Source organism: Shewanella sp. SG41-3 (assembly GCF_014164545.1).
GTDB classification, from domain to species: domain Bacteria; phylum Pseudomonadota; class Gammaproteobacteria; order Enterobacterales; family Shewanellaceae; genus Shewanella; species Shewanella vesiculosa.
In genome coordinates this window covers 415,363-431,715 of record NZ_JACJFJ010000004.1, presented here as the reverse complement: position 1 = coordinate 431,715, position 16,353 = coordinate 415,363, and the positions used below count along the sequence as shown (strand labels likewise).

The window sequence follows — 16,353 nt, the reverse complement described above, 5'->3', positions numbered from 1 at the left end:
AAAAAATGAGCAGAAGTTATTGTATATATTGCCAATACCCACAGTCGGCTTGCGTGTGTCATGCGATCAAACAGGTATCTTCAAATACCGAGGTAGTGGTGATGCAGCACCCATCTGAAGTGGGTCATGCTAAAAATACCGTGAGGTTATTGAAGCTGGTGATGCCGCAGATGAAAATTTACGTGGGTGAGGCTGCCACGGACTTTATTGAGCTGCAACATTATTTAGCTGCGCAAACGAAGCCGATTTATGTGGTTTACCCTAATGAGCACAGTCAAACTGTCGCCGAGGCTGGAGCGAGTGAGGCGGCGATTATTATTTTAGTTGACGGTACTTGGCGTAAAGCATTCCGCATGTTGCAGCTCAATCCGTGGTTACTTAATTACCCTTCATTGCATCTAGAATGTGAAGATGAGTCGCAATATGTTATTCGTAAAGCGAAACGCAGCGACAGCCTGTCAACCCTCGAAGCGGCTGCCTACACTCTGGTTGCATTAAATCCTGCAGCAGACATTGCGCCAATATTTGCAGTGTTTAACGCAATGGTGCAACATAAGTTAACGGCTATGCCAGCTCTGGTTCGTGAGCGTTATAACGGCGATAAACTCAAAGGATAGACCATATGAAAAATCGGCTGATAGGCTCATTGATTTTGCTCGTTACTGCGAGTTCATTAGCGTTCGTTACCGTCGCGGCAGATAAGCCACATAAAAAAATGACTTTGGCTGAAAAGGGCGAGCAAGCACGTCAAGAGTCGGCTGAACTTGAACAAACACAATTGCAAAAAGCGCGTGAGGCTGCCAAAGCCACCGCGGAACGTGAACAAAAAGCATTAGCAAAAGTGCAGTCTAATGACTGGGAAGCACAACAGCTCGAAAAAGCCCGAGTCCAATCTGATGAGCGTTTAACCCGTCAGCAAAAGTATTTACAACAAGCGCAAGAGGCTGCAACTCAAACTCGCAAAATCCCTAAAGAAACCAGTATTGAGCCTGTTCAATCTGAATAGTGTTAGTGCGTTAATTATCTGTATTTGGCTTATTTTGGAGCATCCCTTTGTCGTCTTGTCCTTTATGTCACCATGACACCGTAGCTTTTCATCAAGATAAAAAAAGAGCTTATGTTCGTTGTCCGCAGTGTTTTATGGTATCGGTTCCAACGGCGTTTTATTGGGATGAAGCCGCTGAGAAAGCTCACTACGATTGCCACCATAACGACTTTGCCGATGCGGGTTATCAACATTTTTTATCCCGCACCTTAACTCCGTTATTGACCCGCGTAAAACCGAATGCAAATGGATTAGACTTTGGTTGCGGCGAAGGGGCGGTATTAAGTCAAATGGCTGCAAAGCATGGTATTAACGTTGCTAATTATGATTTGTTTTATCACCCAGATACTCGAGTACTAAGTCAGCAGTATGATTTTGTCTGTTTAACCGAAGTGATTGAACACATTGCCGATGCACAGGCGTTAGTCGAGCAATTAAGCCAATTAGTGCTCCCAGGTGGCATATTGGCCGTGATGACCAAGCGGGTGTCGGACCTTGAGGGATTTATCAACTGGCACTATAAAATCGACCCGACTCATATTACTTTTTACGCCCTAGAAACCTTTGAATGGATAGCGCGGCAACAAGGCTGGCAGCTTGAGGTGATCGACAGCGACGTGGTATTTTTTCACCTGCCCGCTTGTTAGTATTGGCTCAGTCATGGTTGATTGAGTTGCATGATGAGTTATAAATATCAGCTCGGGATATCAACCTTTATTGGACAGGCCTCAGTATCACTAATAATGCTGCCTTGACTTGCCATAGGCTCACTATGGGTAAAGTTTGATGTGAAATAGGCCAAATATTGTTATTTGCCCTCACTTATCCCACTTCTTAAGCCAAATGAAAGTTCATAAGCTTAATCGCGACCATTGCGCGTTAATAAATAGATACAATTGACTTGTTAGCAATTGAGTAAAAAATTTAACAAAATTGTCATTTCAAGGTAGTTTTGTTGTACTCATATAATAACCAATGGAATGGACATGCGCCTGACCTCTCTCGCTTTAGTATTTGCAAGCTTATTTGCCCCCAGTGTTTACAGTGCATCAACCATAGCAAGTGTGCCCAATGCCGCAGAGTTAAGCGCTGAAGTTGAAAGTAAAGTGATTGCATGGCGCCGCGATTTTCACCAGCATCCTGAATTATCTAACCGAGAGTTTCGTACCAGTGAGGTGATTGCAAAACACCTTAAGTCCTTGGGACTTGAAGTGCAAACCGGTATTGCCCATACCGGCGTGGTAGCGATACTCAAAGGCGGTAAGCCTGGGCCTTTAATTGCTTTACGTGCCGATATGGATGCCTTACCCGTAACTGAAGTCGTTGATTTGCCTTTTGCATCTAAAGTCACCGATACTTATCGCGGTCAAAAAGTTGGCGTCATGCACGCGTGTGGTCATGATACTCATGTTGCCATGTTGATGGGCGTTGCCGACAATTTAGTGAAGGTAAAAGACAGTTTGGCTGGTGACGTAATGTTTATCTTTCAGCCTGCCGAAGAGGGTGCTCCAGAAGGTGAAGAAGGCGGCGCAGAGTTAATGCTCAAGCAAGGTTTATTCGCCAAGCGTAAACCCGATCAAGTCTTTGGAATGCACGTTACGTCGAGTATGCCCTCTGGCGTAATAGGCTTGCGTTCTGGCCCTGCGATGGCAAGTGAAGATTCATTTACGATTAAGGTTACTGGCAAGCAAACCCACGGCTCGCGTCCTTGGAGTGGTGTTGATCCTATTGTGGCATCAGCGCAAATTATTAACAGTGTGCAAACCATTATTAGTCGCCAAGTTGATATTACCAAAGCACCTGCAGTGGTGAGTTTTGGGGCCATTAATGGTGGAATTCGATCGAACATTATTCCCGATGAAGTAGAGCTCATCGGAACCATTCGTACCTTTGATCAACAGATGCGTGCCGACATTAAAGTTAAATTGGCCGAAGTGGCTGCTAATGCGGCTAAAACCCTAGGTGCTACGGCGGTAACTATTATCCAATCTGGTTACCCAGTAACCGTTAATAACCCAGAATTAGTCAGTAAAATGCGCCCTGTTATTGCTTCTGTGGTGGGTGACAATATGTTAATAGAGCCCGGGCTAATGACTGGCGCGGAAGACTTTTCGTATTATGCGCTGCAAACGCCGGGGATGTTCTTTTTCTTAGGTGTGACACCAGCGGACCAAGATATCAGTCAAGTTGCCAGCAACCACTCACCCGCATTTTATGTTGATGAAAGTGCCTTGAGAGTAGGTGTGCAAACCATGACGCAAGTTGCCTTAACCGCATTAAGCGTCGCACAATAAAACCCATTTTAGATAAACCTTTGGATGATAGCTCAAAAGGAGCGAGATATGACCCGTAAGATAATGGCGTTGCTGATGACGATATGCGTACTAAGTGCGCCTGCCGTGTCAGCAACACAAGCTGAAGACATCAATAGCTTTACCTTAGACAATGGCATGAAGATTATGGTGCTGGAGGATAGCTCTATCCCTAATGCCAACATGTATATTTTTTGGAAAGTCGGTTCGCGCAATGAAGTGCCTGGTATTACTGGCATTTCACACTTTTTTGAACACATGATGTTTAACGGTTCTAAAAAGTTTGGCCCGAAAATGTTTGATCGCACAATGGAAGCTGCTGGTGGCGCGAATAATGCCTACACCACAGAAGACATGACAGTGTATACAGATTGGTTTCCTGCCAATGGTTTAGAAACCATTTTTGATTTAGAAGCTGATCGCATTGCCAACCTCGATATTAACTCTGAGATGGTAGAAAGCGAGCGTGGTGTGGTGCAGTCAGAGCGCACTACCGGTCTGGAAAACTCTAACTGGCGCACGATTCAAGAAGCGCTGAAAAGTGTTGCCTTTGCTGCACATCCATATAGCTGGTCAGTGATTGGTTATGAGTCGGATATTGCTGCTTGGACCTTAGAAGATTTACAGCAATACCATAAAACCTACTATGCCCCAAACAATGCGCTAGTGGTCATTACTGGTGATGTGAAGTTAGCCGAAGTGAAAGCATTAGCTAATCAGTATTTTGCGCCTATTCCTGCCCAAGCACCGCCAAAAGCAGTGCGTACTATTGAACCGCAACAGAATGGTGAACGCCGAGTCTTTGTTAAAAAAGAGTCTGTGAGCACACCAAACATTATGTTGGCTTACCATGTACCCGCAACTAGCCATGCTGACTACTATGCATTGGATTTGTTAGCGTCAATGCTCAGTGAAGGTAATAGCTCACGTTTTTATCAAGCTTTAGTCGACAAGCAATTAGCGGTTGCTGCCGAAACTTACATGCCGATGTCGTTCGACCCTAATTTATTTTATATTTTAGGTGTGGCGAATGCAGGCGTGAGCGCCGAGACGTTAGAGCAAGCCTTAATTGAGCAAATTAACCTTATTGCCACCCAGGGTGTGACTCAACAAGAGCTTGAAAAAGTCAAAAATATTAAGCTAATGGATTTTTACCGCACCATGGAAACCATTAACGGTAAAGCCAATACCTTAGGCACATACGAGCTGTATTTTGGGGATTACACCAAACTGTTTAATGCCCCAGAAGCGTATAACAAAGTGACTCCAGCTGACATCCAGCGTGTTGCACAAACCTATTTAATTAAAGCGAATCGAACTGTCGGTGTGCTCGCTGCGACTGAGGAGTCTGACAAATGAAAACTATAGCTCACACCCAAATTAACCTATCGTTATCGGCCATCGCGTTAACTTGTAGTTTAGCCATAAGTGGTTGTGCGACTTCGCAGCAATCAACGGCCGATAGTGCCTCTGCTAGCCCAAGCGCTGTCACGGCGAGTTTTGTGATGCCAAGCTACCAATCTATTACCCTAGATAATGGTTTAAAAGTGACCTTGATGGTACAAAAAGAAGTGCCATTAGTGACCATTGATGCCGTGGTTAAGGCCGGGGCGGTGAATGATCTTACCTCTGGTATGGCGTACATTACCTCACAAAGTTTAATGCTAGGTGCTGCGGGCCAATCTAAGGCAGACATAGAGCAGCAACTAGACTTTATGGGTGCCAGTATTGATACCAGTGCCGATCTAGAAGGCAGTTATATTCGTGCCAATATGATGAGCAAAGATGTCGATACCGTGCTCGCTATTTTTAGTCATGTATTACGTCAACCAGACTTTGATAGCGCCGAATTTGATAAGCTAAAACAACGTGAAACCGTCGGTTTATCACAGCAAAAAGAAAGTCCTCGAGCCGTGATCGGGCGCTACTTCAATAAGTTAGTTTTTGGTGAACATCCTTATGCTAATCCGGTATCGGGTAATAGTGACACTATCGCTAAACTGTCTGTTGCAGAGTTACGCGCTTTTCATAAAGGCTACTATCAACCAAACAACATGACCATTAACGTGGTGGGTGATTTTGATGTCGCTGAGATGACCGCCAAGCTTAATAAAGCCTTCGGTGATTGGCAGACCACAGAAACAGTGGTTCAACCTGACTTAAGCCAAAACTTACCGACATTAACTCAGCCGCATGTATTGTTGGTCGACAAGCCTGATGCAATTGAAACCACTTTTTTAATTGGTGGCGTGGGTATTCGTTATGACAATCCAGATTATGTTGGGTTAACTGTCGTTAACACTATTTTAGGTGGTCGTTTTACCTCATGGTTAAATGATGAATTACGCGTCAATGCTGGTTTAACTTATGGTGCTCGTTCTGGTTTTAGCCCTTATGCGCAATCTGGCGTTTTTCAAATTAGTACGTTTACTAAATCATCAACAACAAAAGAAGCCATTGATTTAGCCTTAAAAACCTATGCTCGACTATGGGAAAAGGGCATTGATCAAACTACTTTAGATTCTGCTAAAGCCTATGTGAAAGGCCAGTTTCCACCTAAATATGAGACCAGTGGTCAATTAGCTGGTTTATTGTCTGACATGTACTTGTATGGTTTTAATGATGATTTTATTAATCAATTCCAAGCCAAGGTTGATGGGCTTACTGTTGCAGATACACAACGTTTGATTAAGCAATATTTCCCGCAACAAAACTTACAGTTTGTGTTGATTGGTAACGCTGACAACATTGCTGATGTTGCAGCGCAGTATGGTGAAGTCACTAAAGTCGACATCACAGCAACAGGCTTTGGCCAGTAGTTGCGAGTCAGTTAGTTAATTCGTAATATCCTATGATGGCTCACATAAGTGGGCCATTTTTTATGGATCTAACTGATAATGTGATTAAATTTAGACGCTAAACGTTAGCAGCTAAGTTCATCGAGTAAGTTCATTGAGTAAGTTCATTAACTCAATTCTTTGAGTCAATGAGTTCGCTGCGCCTAAATAGAGGCCGATAGGGTTAGCTATATTGAGTTTGGTCTGTTTGCAATGTGAAAGGATATGTTAATAAGTGGAGGTTTGATGAACGCAAAATATCGATCAATAATACTGTTGACAGCGATCTTGTTACTAATGCATTCAACGGCCTCTTATGCAGGCAAAGTGACTTTAGATATATTTTGTAGTCAATTAGCTGGCGAGTGGCAGGGCAATGCAGCTAATCCTAATACAGTTGCTAAAAAGGTAAGTACTTCGGTAATGTGTTCGGCTGATCAACGGAATTTATACATTAGTGTTAGCCGTGGTAGCCGCTTTTCAAACAGCGAGACCTGGTGGTTTAGACAACAAGAAGATCATATTTTATTGCTGTATGCCAATGGCGTCACCGACGATATATCACAACAGCTGACCCTGTATGAGCAAGCGGGCAGTTATTCATTTCTAGGTAAAGGTGAAATAAATCAGCGTCCTGCATTAGTGCAGTTACAGTTTGATCCCGTGATTGGTGATGCAGAACCGACAATAAAAGGCTGGCAGTGGCAGCAAAACGCCCATTATTTAGATGACGACAGTGATCAGTATCAGGTCATTAGAGCTATTAGCTTACTTAAACCGTCGGCAGAGGTTGCGCCGCCGACAGATTAGAAACTAATTTAAATCATTCAATTAGCGATAAAATAGATAAGCTGCAAATCCAGCCCAACTCAAGAGTAATAAGGCGGCTAACGACCATGTTAGTGGGTTGAGTAGACTCTCTTGCTCATTGTAAGACATATCCGCATCATCATTGCTTGGAATCGCATGTTTGTTTTTCTGTTGCTGTTTACGCGCTTTATCACGTTCCCGAGCTTTCGCTTTTTCACGTTTTTTGTATTCCGCTATCCCTTTTTCAATCCCCGCGGCAATCAGCTTAGTTTGTTCTTTAACTTGTCCAGGCTTTTGAGTGGCCTTGGCAATCGCTAAAGCATCATTCTGGGTTTCTGGGGATAGCGTTTTCTTCATTATTCAGCGCCTGCAAAATCCAGTTGACGCCATGCTTCGTAGCTAATGATGGCAACTGAATTTGATAAGTTTAAACTACGACTATTGGCGGTCATTGGAATACGTAATCGCTGCCCCAGTGGGGTTGCATCAATAATATCCATTGGTAAGCCACGGGTTTCAGGGCCAAATAACAAGACATCATTTTCTTGGAAAGCAATTTGAGTATGAGGACGACTACCTTTAGTGGTACAGGCAATAATCCGTTTTCCTGCCATCGCCTCTAAAAAAGCGGCATAGTCTTTATGGCGAGTGACGCTGGTCATATCGGAATAATCAAGTCCAGCACGACGGAGTTTCTTTTCTTCGAGATCAAAACCCAATGGCTCAATCAAATGTAACTGTGAGCCATTGTTGGCACATAGACGAATGATATTTCCGGTATTTGGAGCAATTTCGGGTTCATAAAGGGCAATATGAAACATAGCAACCTTAGGTACGAAGCATAAAAAGAGGGACGAATTATACCTTAAGCAAGGTTTTTCTGCGAGACGTTATCAATGCCGACTTGGTGAAATGGGCGGTATAGCACGAATGATCATCCTTGATGGAGACTTAGCGCCAACTGTATTTGAGGCAGTCACAGTTAATTAAAGACCAGTTATTTATTGATACTTTAGCAGCCGATTCTACTGCTGTTATCGCCAATATTAGTCTGAATATAGGTTGTGAACATCGTTATTAGATAATATTGGCACCATTCTCTGGATCGCGAGATTGCGCTGCCTGTCGGCGTATATCATCAGTATCGCTGCTGATATCAACGCTAGCATCATCATGGACTTCATCGGATAAATCCGAAATTTTTTGCTCATTTGGTAAATTAGCTTGCTCCGTTATTGGTTGGCCACTTAACTGAGTTTGGTCTTGCTGATGTCTGCTGGAGACCAATTGTATCCCTTGAGGGAAAATGCGTTCGCGAGCATCATCTGGCATGCTGATTTTATTCGCTTCATAAGCGCGTACCAGTAAGCGCATTAAAATTGAAGCCACTTTTGGAACACTATGAGTTTCTGCATTAACCCAAAAATACACTTGCAGGTTAATAGTGGAAGAACCTAGGTTGGTTATCAGTACCTGCGGCTCAGGATCTGCTAGTACGCCGTGGTGAGCCATCATGATCTCCATGGCGATGTCCTGAGCCTTACGAATACTGGTATCGTAGCCGATACCAATCATAAAATTGCCCCGTATTCTTGGGTTTGCGGTCAGGTTTTTAATCACGTTTTTATAAATTGTGGCATTGGGAATTTGGATGTGGTTGCCATCGTAGTCGACTAACGTAGTGGCCCTTGCGGTGACTTTTTTTACAATGCCTAATTGACCTTCCACAGCAATGACGTCGCCTAATTTGAACGGGCGCTGGACACTGAGCAGTAAGCTGGAAATAAAGTTTTCGGCGATGTCTTTAAAGGCAAAACCTAAAATGAGACCTATTACCCCAGTGCTACTAATAATGGCAACGGCAAATTGAGTTAAGCCAGCGAGACGCAAAAAGATATACAGCCCTAATAATATGATCAGCATACTAAAGCTGCGCTGCATCACTAAACGAATAAGCTCACTCTGTGTGACCCAAGTTAAGGGCTGAATAAGCAGGCGAGCAATAGGGCGAGAAAGCCAAAAGAGTAGCAAAAATATTGCCAGTCCTAGGGCTAAGCTGGGCAAATACTGTAAGGTTTTGGCCCAAAACTGCCGTGCATCTTGCTGCAGAGGAGCTAAAGATAACGGCTCCATAGCGCGTAATTGAATATTATCTACAACCTGAGTCACACCAGGTAAGGCGGCGATGGTTTGCAGTATGCGTTCTTTACTGGCTTGCTCGGTGACGGAGCCATGCAGATTGACGACAGAGCCTTGTATTTCAATGTCGATTGCACTGCTTGGATCGTTAATTTGTATCAGTTGTTTCACCGTGTTGGGTGAGGGGGCTGCCTGGGCATAAGTAGGCGCAAAGCTGGTCAAGCAAACAAAAGTAGTGACTAAACTCCATAGGAGAATCCATCGACTTAATGTTGAGCATGAGCGGTGCTTGCAATGAGGAATGCTGTTTAAAAAAAATCGACAAATCATAAGATTACCCGCTAGGTACAAGCCCGTCTTTATTCAATACTAGCAAATAATCGTCACCGACACCAAAGCTTGTAAGCGTTATCCGTTAATGTTTTTCAGCATGCAAAAAGGGCTTTTTTCTACTAAAGGCATACTAATAAGTCAATATATGCGGTGTTGTCGTTGCTTAAAAAATGATGCTCATTAAGGGTAATAATAGCAACACTTGCAATAGTGGTCTGGTAATTGCGTTGTACTTTATGACCATCAATGTAAGTTAGTTAATACACGCTGGGGGGAACCGCTAACCTCAGTCATTCAAAATGGAGAATATCATGGATTTATTACGTATTATAATCGCAATTTTACTGCCGCCACTTGGGGTTTTTCTACAAGTAGGGCTAAGTAAAACCTTATTATTAAACATAATTTTAACCTTGCTAGGCTACATTCCAGGGATAGTTCACGCAGTATGGGTGATTGCTAAACGTTAGTAGCGGTCAAGATAAGTATGCCTAAAGGTTAAGCGGCTCAGGCTGCTTACATTAATCGGAAAATGTTGCCAGTTAAGGGTAATTTTTACCTAAATACATGCTTATCGTTGAATTGCTTTTCTATTAAATGTTTACAACGTTAATTTAGCTGTGTCGGTTTATGAAACTGAGCTGTTATTGATGTTTGCTTGTTCCCTGCGTGTGCAGGGGTTTTAGATAATGCCATTATTCAGGACGATAAGCATGCACAGGTTAAGTTATTGTCTTTTTTAGCTAGCCTAATTTATCGGTAAACTGATACTCAGTTTAAGGCCTTGGCGCTTGCCCGTCGGGCCAATCAGATTTTCTGCCACTATGTTGCCCTGATGTAGCGTAATGGCAGCTTGGGTGATTGCCAAGCCTAATCCCCAACCGCCACTTTTTCTATCTCTAGCGGTATCTGGGCGATAGAAAGGTTTAAAAATAGCTTCAAGTTCTTTGGGGTCGATACCAGGACCGTCATCTTCTACTGTAATGAGTATATGTTTACCCGTCTGGACCGCACTGATGGTTATTTGACTGTTGGCATAGCAAATTGCATTACGCAGCAGATTTTCTATGGCGCGCGAGAGTGTCTTTGGGTGAAGAGGTAATTGCAGTGCCTCTGGTATATCAATTTGTAATAGCTTCCCTTGCTGCTCCGCTTCAAATTCAGCGTCATCTAACACTTGGCTTAGTGACTCGGCTAATTCGAGCTCGATTTTATTTTCATGGCTGGCCAAGCTAACCCGAGATAGGGTAAGTAGCTCACTGATTAATGCTTCAAGCTGTAAAGCTTCATAGCCAATACGTTCTAGTTCTTCACTTTGCTGACCTTTTTTACGGCCGAGGGCCAAGGCTAATTGCAGTCTAGTGAGCGGCGTGCGCAGTTCGTGAGAAATATCACCCATTAATCGTTGCTGATTGTTAATCATGGTTTGTACTGCGTCAGCCATGCCATTGAACGCTTGGGCTAACTGGCCCATTTCATCACGTCTACTCGCTGTGGCTGCATCAACTCGGCTCGATAAATCACCTCTTGCGAGGGCATTAGCGCTGTGTTTAAGCGAGCGTAATGGTTTACCTAAGTACCACGCCAGCAAACCACATAATAACCCAGATAATAAAATGGCTAAGCCTGCTGTGAGTAATTTATTATCGGCAAAGAATAAAAACCATGGCCGAGGATGACTATCGGGTAAACGGCCAAATAACTGATAGGCTTTATCATTGACCTCAAAAGAATAGGGGCCAAAAATAAATTCATCTCTAAATTGGTGGCTAATGGGCTGATCTGCCTCTTCGGCCATCAACTGAAAACGTCTAAATTCGCGTGATACTCGTTGAGTATTTAATACTTGTCCTTCGCCGTCGGTTAAATATACCCGCATAGGACCATGGTTGCGGCTTCCATCCTTATTGCGACTACGATGCAGACGTTGGAGGCTTTTGCCTTCGAGTAACTGTGGTTGCTGTTGTATTCGTTCGGCGATGTTTTTTAGCACCTGCTCTAAGCTAGGTGGTAAAGGTGAGCGATCATGGCTTTGCTGTAATAGCGGCAATAACGACACTAGAGCAATAATTAACGAACTGCATAGCCAAAAGCCGAGCAATAATTTAAAAAACAGCCGATTAAATGGATTGTTTTTCAGCATTACGGTATCCAAATATAGCCTTTACCGCGGAGGGTTTTAACTCGTGGGCGGCCGTCTTGGCGTTCAGGTAATTTTTTACGTAAGTTAGATAAATGCATATCTAAGCTACGGTCAAATGGCATTAATTTTTTGCCTAATACATTTTCGCTTAACGAGTCTTTGGTCACCAGTTCGCCAGATTTTTCAACTAAATTGAACAGCAAGGAAAATTCGGTACCAGTAAGGATAATCAGTTGCTCATTGCAATAGGTTTCTTGGCGGGTCGGATCGAGTCGTAAATCACCAAACTGCATCATTTCATGGGCTTGGCTATCTTGTTGGGTGGTTTGTGCACGCCGTAATATGGCACGAATTCGAGCGACTAATTCGCGATCATTAAACGGTTTTGGTAAGTAGTCATCGGCGCCGATTTCAAGACCGACAACCCGATCGATTTCATCACCGCGGGCGGTGAGCATCAATACTGGAGTTTGTTTGCGCTGCCGTAAAGCTCGCAATACTTCAAAGCCATTAAGCTTGGGTAGCATAACGTCAAGAAGGATTAAATCGAAGTCTTGCTGTTGTGCCATCATCAGCCCTTGCTCACCATCGTAAGCTTGGCTTAGTGCAAATCCTTCTAACTCAAGTAATTGGCTGAGTAGATCGGATAAACCAATATCATCGTCGATAAGTAAAATGCGATTCATAACTGTCCTCTGGCACAAAGAAAATCTGTATGTTGACGTTAACATACAGATTTTTCGATCAATTGAGCTTATCTCATGCCAAGATTAAATCATATCAACATTGCACAGTTTTACATTTACCCCGCTTTATTTTGCACTATGTAGCGTTTAATTCTGGCAATGATAAAGGTCAGTATAATTGATCCGAGGATCAGGCCGACCGAGAAGACCGCATTTTGTAGAGCATTAGGATTAAACACTAACATGCTGCCTAAACCTAACATCATTATGCCTGACATCAGTTTAAGCACTTCACCTTCTTTTTCGGTGAGTTTGCGTTTACCTAATGTCATTGAGAAGACAATCACAATAGCGGCCAGTGGTATAACGTAAACCACATTATAAGCGATGAGGTATAAGTAACGTTGCATGGTATCGAGATCTGATAATGACAACACTGAGGTGTAAATCATTGGAAAGCCTGCGGTGCAGAGCAGCTCGTAGGTATTAGCTAAAATTGCCAGAATAGTTGAACCTAAAATCATTGTAGGTAATGAACTGGCTTTAGATAATTTCCCCATACGTTTAATAAGCGAACCACGGTTTTCCACCGACATGGATAAGCTAACGTCGCCTCGGCCATAAAAGTAATCTTTTATATTGACGATTGCTGCTATCAACGCCAATACCCCCGCACAAGTGATAATGATACCGCCATCACCGCCGCCGAGTACTTGGAATAAGTTAAGCCAAGCGCTCATAAATACGAAGTAGATAAGACCGGAGAAAAATACAAAAATACCGCCCACCAACAGCATACGTTTGCGGCTGCCTGCATTCACCATAATGCTCAGTAAAAATAGCAGCACGAAAAAGGCGCACGGGTTAAAGGCATCAACACCAGCTAACACTAAGGTTAGAACCGGCAATGACATTTCTTCTGGATGTACAGCGCCAATGAGTGGAATGTCGACAGGTTGAACCGTTGGCGCAGGGGCTATGTCGCTGGCTTGGTCAAATGACATACCACATGAGCCTTCGGCTTGTGGATCGTCGCTATTGTCACTACAGGTTTCAAACAGTGGTGCGCTTGCAACTGGCGCAGCTCCGAGGAAATCATCAAGCTTATCACCAATATCTGCTTTACCACCTTGGCGTTGGTAGCAGTTAACCAAGCGCTCTAGAATGAAACGTCCAGTCACTTCATGGCTGTTATAACCCACTACGGCCTCACCACAAATAGCAAAGTAGGGCACCGATTTGGGTTCAACACCTGTTTTTTGACCCATTTCCATGAGTTTATCAACATTGCCGGGTTCACTAATGACGTAGTCGTGTAATTCGATCCAGTCAAAACGTTCGCCTAGAGCATCAATAAAAGGATGGGCTTCACGACAATGAGGGCAGGTTTTCGACCAAAAGAAATGCAGCTTTACCACTGGCTGCTGGTTTTGCTGAGTATACCAAATTGAGTCGTCTGTTGAGGCCACGGTACTGGCTATTGAGCTTGGAGCTAATATCAATACACAAAGAAGTAACAGTAATTGGCCAATCAATCGGTTCATAATTTATTCCATTAAAGCGCTAATAGTTAGATTTTATGCCCTAATATGATTACTGTAAGGATCAAGTCTGAATTACGTTAACTGGCTCGCATTACTGGGGTTTTTATCATTCAATATGCCAACTTGATCATGAATTACTGGCGCTAAAGTGCTATGAAAAACCTTCTTTACATAGGTTTACTCTGTCTTAACCCTCATTGACATTGCATTCGGTAAACTGAGTATCAAATCTGCTGAGGCAGACAATAAATCCCATACATACCGAGGAACTTAACAATGAAAACATCATCAATCATCAAAACGAGTTTAGTGGCCTTAGTGGCAAGTTCAGCGTTATTAGCCAGCCAGTTATATGCGGCAGAGACTACTGACAACACGGTAAAGACAGAGAATGTCGCCGCTAAAGGTGATCGATATCATGGTCATAAGGGTGGCATGCATAAAATGCTACGCATGTTAGATTTAACGGATTCACAGCGAGCTGATGTCAAAGCCGTGTTAAATAAATATCAAGGTAATCGTCCTGAGCGCCCAACGAAAGAACAGCGAGCTGCGCACCGAGCTGATATGCTAGCGTTAATCACTACCGCTGGTTTTGATGAAGCGAAAGCCACTGAAATGGCCCAAGCAAAGCAACAGCAACACATGCAAAAAATGTTGAACCACTTGAAAATGCAGAATGAAATTTATCAACTATTGACCCCTGAACAGCAACAAATGTTTCAAGATAACTTTCAACAAGGTAAAGGCCACAAGCCACGTCGTTAATCAGTTGCTAGTTCAGCATGGTTAAAGCAACATAATCGCCATTACCTTTGGGTAATGGCTTTTTAGTTAATGCCTATATGGAGTGGCATTGTCTCTGTTGCGACTTTATATAAGGTCTTGGTGCAATTTAAGATTATTTAATAAAACATTACCCAAAACAGCCAGCTAACTTGCTATAGTAAGGTCTGTTAAATTATCTGTAAAAAGAGTCGACAACGTCTTTATGAGTACATCATCTGAATATGACTTTTGGGTCAAATTAGCGAGCCGCGCTTCAGTCGCTACAGCACTGTGCCTTATCGTGATCAAATTATTGGCTTGGTTGTATTCAGGCTCTGCCAGTATGTTGGGGTCATTAACGGATTCATTTGCTGATGCACTCGCGTCGATAGTTAATTTTATTGCCATTCGATATGCCATTGTTCCTGCGGACAAAGATCACCGATATGGTCACGGAAAAGCTGAGCCATTAGCGAGTTTGGCGCAAGCTGCGTTTATTTTAGGCTCGGCGTCGCTGTTATTATTGTATGGCGGCGAAAAGTTAATTCATCCAGTACCAGTTACCAATGCCATGAGTGGTATCGTGGTCACTATTATTGCGATAGTCATGACATTTGCCCTTGTTTTGTTGCAACGACATGCTTTGAAAAAAACTAAGAGCTCGTTAGTTGAAGCTGATTCATTGCATTATAAGTCGGACTTATTATTGAATGCGGCTGTGTTGTTCGCCCTAATATTGGCGCAATATGGCTGGTGGTGGGCCGATGGTTTGTTTGCGGTGTTCATTGCATTTTTTATCGGTAATCAAGCGCTTGGGTTAGGTTATCGTTCAGTTCAAAGCTTGCTTGATCGCGAATTAGACACTGAGACTCGTGATAAAATTAAAGCCTTAGCTAAGCAAGATCCTCGCGTCCAAGGCATTCATGATTTACGTACTCGCCAGGCTGGGAAAACGACCTTTATTCAGTTGCACATGGAATTAGCGGGTAACTTATCATTGCATGATGCCCATGAAATAGCAGATAAAGCAGGCTTGACGATTAAAGCGGCGTTTGATGATGCAGAGGTGATTATTCACCAAGATCCGGTGTAGAGAGATTAGAGAATCGCAATCAATGCCAGCTCAACAATATTTGTGTTTAAGCTGGCACAGGTTAGCGTTCAGACGTGTTAGCTTAAAATCCCTGATCACGAAATTGTGCTAAAGCTTGCTGCACTATGTCTGTAATACTGGCATCAATATCGACGGTTACCACTAATGGTTCATTAGTGGGTTCTTCTAATGTGGCAAACTGACTATCGACCATGTTCTGTTTCATAAAGTGGCCTTTTCTTGCCATTATCCGCGCTAAAATCAGTTCATAGCTACCCTTTAAATATAAAAATCCGACCTGTTGATTACCTTTACGGATTTGATCTCGATAAGATTGTTTGAGTGCTGAACAGCCAATGATCACCGTTTTATGTTGGGTTTCAAATTCGAAAGCCAAATCTCGAATACGTGATAACCAAGGTGCCCTATCGGCATCGTTTAGGGGTTCTCCTCGAGCCATTTTTTCTATGTTGGCTTGCGGATGCAGATCATCACCGTCTACAAAAGTGGCATTCATCACTTTTGCTAACAGTTCGCCTACGCTGCTTTTACCACATGCGCACACACCCATTACAATAATGCATTTCCCTGTCATTCTCTTACCATTCCTTAATATAAGCTTATATAATTAAAGGCTTATTTT

Annotated in this window: 17 protein-coding genes; 10 read left to right on the top strand and 7 right to left on the bottom strand. The window is 43.1% G+C overall.

Annotated elements, in window-relative coordinates:
• Positions 1-5 precede the first annotated feature (5 nt).
• The 7 genes from H5164_RS10300 (at position 6) to H5164_RS10270 (ending at position 7,004) form a co-directional block, all read left to right on the top strand.
• The gene (locus H5164_RS10300; RefSeq protein WP_182755945.1) at positions 6-617 is read left to right on the top strand and encodes a tRNA-uridine aminocarboxypropyltransferase; all 612 of its coding nucleotides are present in this window, start codon (positions 6-8) and stop codon (positions 615-617) included.
• Positions 618-622: 5 nt separating this feature from the next.
• Positions 623-1,006 carry a hypothetical protein gene (locus H5164_RS10295; protein ID WP_124017421.1) on the top strand — a complete coding sequence of 128 codons (384 nt, stop codon included), beginning with the start codon at positions 623-625 and terminating at the stop codon, positions 1,004-1,006.
• A 47-nt stretch (positions 1,007-1,053) separates the two neighbouring features.
• Positions 1,054-1,692, top strand: coding sequence for a class I SAM-dependent methyltransferase (locus tag H5164_RS10290; RefSeq protein WP_182755943.1), 639 nt, complete (start codon positions 1,054-1,056; stop codon positions 1,690-1,692).
• Between the two features lie 339 nt (positions 1,693-2,031).
• Positions 2,032-3,339: an amidohydrolase gene (locus H5164_RS10285; protein WP_259396787.1), complete on the top strand. Its 1,308-nt coding sequence runs from the start codon at positions 2,032-2,034 to the stop codon at positions 3,337-3,339.
• A 63-nt stretch (positions 3,340-3,402) separates the two neighbouring features.
• Positions 3,403-4,716: a M16 family metallopeptidase gene (locus H5164_RS10280; protein ID WP_404948423.1), complete on the top strand. Its 1,314-nt coding sequence runs from the start codon at positions 3,403-3,405 to the stop codon at positions 4,714-4,716.
• Positions 4,713-6,176: a pitrilysin family protein gene (locus tag H5164_RS10275; RefSeq protein ID WP_182755937.1), complete on the top strand. Its 1,464-nt coding sequence runs from the start codon at positions 4,713-4,715 to the stop codon at positions 6,174-6,176. The genes H5164_RS10280 and H5164_RS10275 overlap by 4 nt, the downstream gene beginning before the upstream one ends.
• Positions 6,177-6,440: 264 nt before the next feature.
• Complete coding sequence (locus H5164_RS10270; RefSeq protein ID WP_259396786.1) at positions 6,441-7,004, top strand: hypothetical protein; 564 nt, start codon at positions 6,441-6,443, stop codon at positions 7,002-7,004.
• Positions 7,005-7,025: 21 nt separating this feature from the next.
• On the opposite strand, the gene H5164_RS10265 is transcribed toward H5164_RS10270, so the two are convergent.
• From H5164_RS10265 to H5164_RS10255, 3 genes are all read right to left on the bottom strand, one after another.
• The gene (locus H5164_RS10265) at positions 7,026-7,361 is read right to left on the bottom strand and encodes a DUF2956 domain-containing protein (RefSeq protein ID WP_182755935.1); all 336 of its coding nucleotides are present in this window, start codon (positions 7,359-7,361) and stop codon (positions 7,026-7,028) included.
• Entirely contained in the window at positions 7,361-7,825 is a 465-nt protein-coding gene (gene trmL, locus H5164_RS10260) for a tRNA (uridine(34)/cytosine(34)/5-carboxymethylaminomethyluridine(34)-2'-O)-methyltransferase TrmL (protein WP_124017428.1), read from the bottom strand. Before trmL ends, H5164_RS10265 begins: the two co-directional genes overlap by 1 nt.
• Before the next feature lie 256 nt (positions 7,826-8,081).
• On the bottom strand, positions 8,082-9,473 hold the full coding sequence (locus tag H5164_RS10255; RefSeq protein ID WP_182755933.1) for a mechanosensitive ion channel family protein: 1,392 nt from the start codon (positions 9,471-9,473) through the stop codon (positions 8,082-8,084).
• Positions 9,474-9,787: 314 nt separating this feature from the next.
• On the opposite strand from H5164_RS10255, the gene H5164_RS10250 reads away from it, so the two are divergent.
• Positions 9,788-9,946, top strand: a complete 159-nt coding sequence (locus H5164_RS10250; protein WP_124017430.1) for a YqaE/Pmp3 family membrane protein — start codon at positions 9,788-9,790, stop codon at positions 9,944-9,946.
• 278 nt (positions 9,947-10,224) lie between these two features.
• Here H5164_RS10250 and H5164_RS10245 read toward each other — a convergent pair whose 3' ends face one another.
• From H5164_RS10245 to H5164_RS10235, 3 genes are all read right to left on the bottom strand, one after another.
• Positions 10,225-11,619 (bottom strand): ATP-binding protein, encoded by a 1,395-nt coding sequence (locus tag H5164_RS10245; protein ID WP_182755931.1) that lies wholly within the window; start codon positions 11,617-11,619, stop codon positions 10,225-10,227.
• Positions 11,619-12,305, bottom strand: a complete 687-nt coding sequence (locus H5164_RS10240) for a response regulator (protein ID WP_124017432.1) — start codon at positions 12,303-12,305, stop codon at positions 11,619-11,621. The genes H5164_RS10245 and H5164_RS10240 overlap by 1 nt, the downstream gene beginning before the upstream one ends.
• Before the next feature lie 116 nt (positions 12,306-12,421).
• Positions 12,422-13,849, bottom strand: a complete 1,428-nt coding sequence (locus tag H5164_RS10235) for a thioredoxin family protein (RefSeq protein ID WP_182697717.1) — start codon at positions 13,847-13,849, stop codon at positions 12,422-12,424.
• Positions 13,850-14,125: 276 nt separating this feature from the next.
• Between H5164_RS10235 and H5164_RS10230 the strand changes: the two genes are divergently transcribed.
• Positions 14,126-14,617, top strand: coding sequence for a Spy/CpxP family protein refolding chaperone (locus H5164_RS10230; protein WP_182755929.1), 492 nt, complete (start codon positions 14,126-14,128; stop codon positions 14,615-14,617).
• Positions 14,618-14,840: 223 nt separating this feature from the next.
• Entirely contained in the window at positions 14,841-15,710 is an 870-nt protein-coding gene (locus H5164_RS10225) for a cation diffusion facilitator family transporter (protein WP_182697718.1), read from the top strand.
• A gap of 82 nt (positions 15,711-15,792) precedes the next feature.
• On the opposite strand, the gene H5164_RS10220 is transcribed toward H5164_RS10225, so the two are convergent.
• Positions 15,793-16,305, bottom strand: a complete 513-nt coding sequence (locus H5164_RS10220; RefSeq protein WP_182755927.1) for a gluconokinase — start codon at positions 16,303-16,305, stop codon at positions 15,793-15,795.
• Positions 16,306-16,353: the final 48 nt, after the last annotated feature.